At 63.9% G+C, this 4827-nt stretch carries 6 protein-coding genes; 3 read left to right on the plus strand and 3 right to left on the minus strand.

The window, feature by feature from the left end:
* Positions 1–111: 111 nt before the first annotated feature.
* Together ABZ194_RS30050 and ABZ194_RS30055 are read right to left on the minus strand one after the other, a co-directional pair.
* Entirely contained in the window at positions 112–603 is a 492-nt protein-coding gene (locus ABZ194_RS30050) for a hypothetical protein (protein ID WP_355600394.1), read from the minus strand.
* The gene (locus tag ABZ194_RS30055) at positions 600–815 is read right to left on the minus strand and encodes a hypothetical protein (RefSeq protein WP_355600395.1); all 216 of its coding nucleotides are present in this window, start codon (positions 813–815) and stop codon (positions 600–602) included. Before ABZ194_RS30055 ends, ABZ194_RS30050 begins: the two co-directional genes overlap by 4 nt.
* Positions 816–962: 147 nt before the next feature.
* Between ABZ194_RS30055 and ABZ194_RS30060 the strand changes: the two genes are divergently transcribed.
* On the plus strand, positions 963–2336 hold the full coding sequence (locus ABZ194_RS30060) for a helix-turn-helix transcriptional regulator (RefSeq protein ID WP_355600396.1): 1374 nt from the start codon (positions 963–965) through the stop codon (positions 2334–2336).
* A 29-nt stretch (positions 2337–2365) separates the two neighbouring features.
* On the opposite strand, the gene ABZ194_RS30065 is transcribed toward ABZ194_RS30060, so the two are convergent.
* Positions 2366–2602 (minus strand): hypothetical protein, encoded by a 237-nt coding sequence (locus ABZ194_RS30065; RefSeq protein WP_355600397.1) that lies wholly within the window; start codon positions 2600–2602, stop codon positions 2366–2368.
* A gap of 934 nt (positions 2603–3536) precedes the next feature.
* Here ABZ194_RS30065 and ABZ194_RS30070 point away from each other — a divergent pair.
* Both ABZ194_RS30070 and ABZ194_RS30075 read left to right on the plus strand, forming a co-directional pair.
* Entirely contained in the window at positions 3537–3749 is a 213-nt protein-coding gene (locus ABZ194_RS30070; protein WP_355600398.1) for a hypothetical protein, read from the plus strand.
* Between the two features lie 517 nt (positions 3750–4266).
* Positions 4267–4626, plus strand: coding sequence for an Imm8 family immunity protein (locus tag ABZ194_RS30075; protein WP_355600399.1), 360 nt, complete (start codon positions 4267–4269; stop codon positions 4624–4626).
* Positions 4627–4827: the final 201 nt, after the last annotated feature.

Here is a 4827-nt window from a genome sequence, read left to right on the forward strand (position 1 = left end):
TAGTCCTGTGGTGCGCTCCCCCCACCCCCCCGCGGCCCCCCCCGGCCCCGGGGCCCCCGGGGGGGCCCGCGACGGCGCGCTACGGGGGCCTGCGCGCCGTCGCGCCGGTTCTTAGGCCGCGTCCCGGTAGGGGTGGCGGGGATGGTGAGGCGCGGCGACGGGTGCCGGGGAAGGAACGCCGCCGCACCTGCTCGGGGAAGACGAGGACGCCAGGGGCGCCGGGAGAGGCGAGGACGCCGAAGGTCTCGGGGGCGCCGACGCGGCCGGGAGCGCCGGAGTGGCCGGGGCGGTGAGGGGGATCTCGCGGCGGGCGGTCACGGCCATGACCGCCTCATACATCCGCCTCTCCAGCTCCTCGGCGCTGGCGGCCTCGACCATCAGCGGCTCGGACGTCACCCAGGCGGCCAGAGCGTAGAAGCGGCGACTGCCGACGCCGTACAGGACAGTCCAGCTCGGCCAGGTGCGGGCGAGTCGTTCGGCCTGGGCGCGGGCCGGGCCGTACCACAACCGGCGGTGCACCACGGCGGTGTGGACCTGCCCGGCGCGGTGACGGCCCGAAGTGCCGGAGAGGTGAGAGTCGCGGGGGTCGCGGCGCCACATCATGCGTTCACCACCCCGGCCGTCTCCTCCTGCCGGGCGGTCTCGGCCCGCAACTCCTCGAAGGTATCGGCGTCCACCGTCCGCTCGGCCCCGGCGTACATGGCCTGGAGGGAGAACGGCTTCCGGCGGCTGGCCCAGAAACGGCCCCTGTCACTGAGAAACACCTGCCAGCCCGGAATCACCGGGTTGAGCGTTTTGGCTCTAACATCGTCCACAGATCGGACCTCCATTGTCCGGTTGAGGGCCCGTCCGGACGTCGTAAGCGCCGGGCGGGTCCGTTGTTTACAGAGCCGTTGGCCCTATGGCAGTGCCGTAGTGGATGTAGTCGGGAGCTGACAGAAAGAAACTTTCGTGGTCACAGCGTGACCACGTTTGACCACGATCGCGAGGAAGCGATGGGTGCGCAGCAAGGAAAGCCGATCGACCCCAACGTCGTATTTGGTGCGGTTATGCGCCGATGGCGGGAGAATGATCGCAAGATAGGTCTGCGCAAGGCGGCCGAAGAACTGAATGTGAACTTCTCTCACCTGGCGAAGTGGGAGCGCGGGGAGCGCCCGGTACCGGCCGACATGATCCATAAGCTTGACCACGTATACGCCGCCGATGGCGTTCTCGTCGCGCTCCACAATCTGGCGGCTCGCCATGATGCGCTGCTTGCGATCTCGGAGTTAGGGTATTCACCTAGCAGTGCGTCTGAGGAGAATCACCCGTTTTATGAGGATGGCGACAACATGGAGCGTCGTGCCCTTCTGCAACTTCTCGCCGCCCTGAGCTCCGGTGCCGCCATCCCGGCGGGCGCCCTAGAAACGATCTTCTCGCGCACGGAGCACGCCATAGGCGGGCGCGACGGCGCCGACCTGGAAGATTGGGAGGAATCCGTCTTCGAGTACGGCTTCCTCTACGTGACCCGGCCCCCTGGCAGTCTGATCGGCGGTGCCGCCGCCGACTTCGTCGAGATCTCCCGGCTTCTCACGAGCAGCCGGTCTCCAGACACGCGTACGGGGTTGCTGCGAATCAGTGCGCAGCTCGCGGCGCTTCTGGGAATGGAGTTCAGCGATATCGGCGAGAAGAACGCCTCACTGCGTTCGTGGAAACTGGCTCGCCGGGCCGCCGACGCGTCGAAGGATCGCGAACTACAAGTATGGGTGCGTGCCCGCGAAGCGACATACGCCTTCTGGTTGAGGCGGCCGGGACCGATCGTGTCCCGGCTGGTCGATGACGCCATACACATCGCCGATGGGGTGCCAAGCGCGAGTCTCGCGCGGGCGTTCAACGCGAGGGCCTTTGTGGCGGCCTCCGCAGGCGATGTCGAGACGACTCGTGCTGCACTGAGTGACCTCAGCCGGGTATACGAGATGATCCCTGATGGGCGCCGGGAATCTCCACTGTGGAGCTTTTCCGAACGAAGAATGCACTGGGGTCAGGCATATCCCTCCGCTCTCATCGGGGACACGGCCAGGGCGTCAAACGAGGTAGAACAGTCATTGGCCCTCTGCCCGGCAGATTTTCACGCGGACATCGCCGAACTCAAACTGCTTCAGGCGCTGGGGCTCACACACGATCGGGATGTGACCACCGGCCTCGATACGGCGATTGCCGCCGTCGGGCAGTCGCCCCTTGGTGCATCACGTCGTCGGATTCTCGGCCAGATCATCGATGCCCTGCCCCGGGAGGCTCGGACTCTGCCCGCTGCCCGAGAGTTGCGCGCCTTAACAACAGGCGACGGGATGGCCTGACCTGTGAACGACGGGCGCAAGCCCGTCGTTCACAGGTCAGGATCGTCAAAACCAACCAGCCCACCCTGCACGCCGCCGCCATCACCGCACTGACCGGCTCTGATACCGGCTTCACCACCGTTACTCACCGCAAGTTCGACCGCGGACACACCCGCACCGAGCACCGCATCCTTCGCACTGCCCCGGCCTGCGACATCGATTTCCCCCATGCCGCTCAGGTCTTCCGCACCCTGCGCCATCGAGGCGGCCTGGACGGCATACGTCACAGCAAGGAAGTCTGCTACGGCATCACCGATCTGACTCCGCGGCAGGCCGGACCAGCTCAACTCGCCGCCTACGTCCGCGGCCAAGTGATAGACCCACGATGCCTGCGGCCTGCCACTTCACGGACGGAACTCCAGTCAACGCCGGGGCGCGGGTTGCTGTCCCGGACACGGTGCTCCGATACCGATGCGTACTTGTTGCGGCTCACCGTTCCCGACTCGAACATCTACCGGAAGACAGGCAGCACGCCGGACGGTGTAGCCACCCGTGAATGCCAACCATTCTTCGTCTGCGTTGCAGCGATCCACAACCACATGGTCGCCTGGCGGCCCCAGACTGCCCCATTCCATCCAAAACTGATCCCGAAGATTCTTCGGAACGATCAGCTCGACAAGTTCCCCCCGCCGCACAAGCAGCCCTTGTTTCGCGAACAATCCCTTCTTCCCATCAGGGAGCTTTGCCTCGGCGGCTTGCAATGCCTCTGGCCGAGCCCGGTTCGTTGGTAGTGCTACCGCACCGCCAACGATTTCAAATCCGGCAGGGGGGGCTTGTTCTCCACCAACCGCTACTTCACACTTGACAGTCGCAGAGGCTGTGGGCGGGGACGATGCCGAGGTGGCGTTTTCATGCCTCGTCGGATGGGCGCTGGGGGTGCAGGCGACCACACCCAACGTCAGAACGAAGATAACCTTTCGGGCGCGCATCCCTCTAGTATCTATCCGGTTGCCGTTGTGCGCGACTTAGAAAAGTATTGGGTAGCCGGCCGATCGCTCGTGGTTGAGGTCTTCAGCGGGTGCCAGTTCTTCGCCCTGGAGTCCGGCGCGGGTCCCAACTAACACGTTGTTGACTCCCCCGGCCCTCTTTGGCTGGAGTTGACCCGGTTTGGTGGACACCTGATCTCTGAGGAACCCTGGTTCCTGAAAGAAGGAGTTCACTGTGCCGAACGACTATCCGCCGGAGTCTCGCCGGCAGATGGTGGAACCGGTGCGCGCGGCACGCTCGCCGGAGGAGCTCACCAAGGAGTTCGAGCCCTCCGCGCAGTCGATCCGTGTCTGGGCGCGCCAGGCCGACCTTGACGACGGCCGCCGCGCCGATGGCCTGACCCTCGCCGAAAAAGACGAGCCGGCCCGGCTGCGCCGCGAGGTCTAGCTTCTCCGCGAGGAGGCGGCAATATCCAAGCCCTGTCCACACTCTGCGGCCTGCCGCTACGGATTACCTCTTTAAATTTCCGTGGGATGCAATTTACATTGGCTGAAAAATGAACCTCCACCTCGACAGCCCACTTTGGATCGCATGCTCATCCTCCTGGATATAGTCCGGCGGCGAAGCGTCCAGATCGGCCACGTTACCGGCGTAGAACTCGACGCATTCTGCCCTAAGGCGAAGATTTGAATGCGAGAAAAAGTCAGCTCTAAAACCAGAAGCTCATCGACGAGCGACGGTTCAGGTCCGATTATATTCCATGCCGTATTTCCACTCGCGATTGGCTCTGCCGACCAGGTGTACTCTAGAAGTCCACGCGTAACCAAAACGGCCGTATTCGACTGCCTGAGCCGCAGTGCCGTTCGAAGCTCGACCAGAAGGCCGGCGGTTGAAGATACTGCGTGAATACGAGTATCCAGCAATTGGGCTTCTCGAACGGACATCCACACATTAAGGAATAACAGTGAGGGCCGAGGTAAAATACTTCCACAGCCCCGACTTCGACTGGGAATCCCAGACTCCCGATAACCCGAAGTGTTTCGAGGTACTTCTTCAGGTGTTCGTCGGCCCCGTCGGCGAGGACAACAGCGAATCCTTTGATTTGCTGATCTGCACTCCATCCTTCCTGGAGCGCGAGGCGGCCGACTCCGGTGTCATCGACGGACACCACCGTATAATCGTCTCAAGCTTCAACAGGGATCGAATCGAGTCCTACATTCGACAAAGAGTTAGAGCGGTGGACGGACCGACCTGGGTGGAACTGGCCACCAAGGTAGGTCGCCTGGGGCGCTGGGAGTTCGAAGACTATGATCACCAGAACTGACGATCATAATCTTCGGGTGAGACGTAGCAAGTCGGCCGTCGGCCAGTTTCCGCTCTCCTGCCGAGCCGTCCCAGCGATATGACTCCTCAGCGATAGGCGATATCAACGGGCGGGGGGCCGCGCGGGGGTTGGCGCCCCGCGGGGCGCGGGGGGGCGGGGGGGGGGGGGGCGCGGGCCGCGCCGGGGTGAAGGGGGTGTATT

Origin of the sequence: Streptosporangium sp. NPDC006007, assembly GCF_040614315.1 — a bacterium.
Classification (GTDB): Bacteria; Actinomycetota; Actinomycetes; order Streptosporangiales; family Streptosporangiaceae; genus Streptosporangium.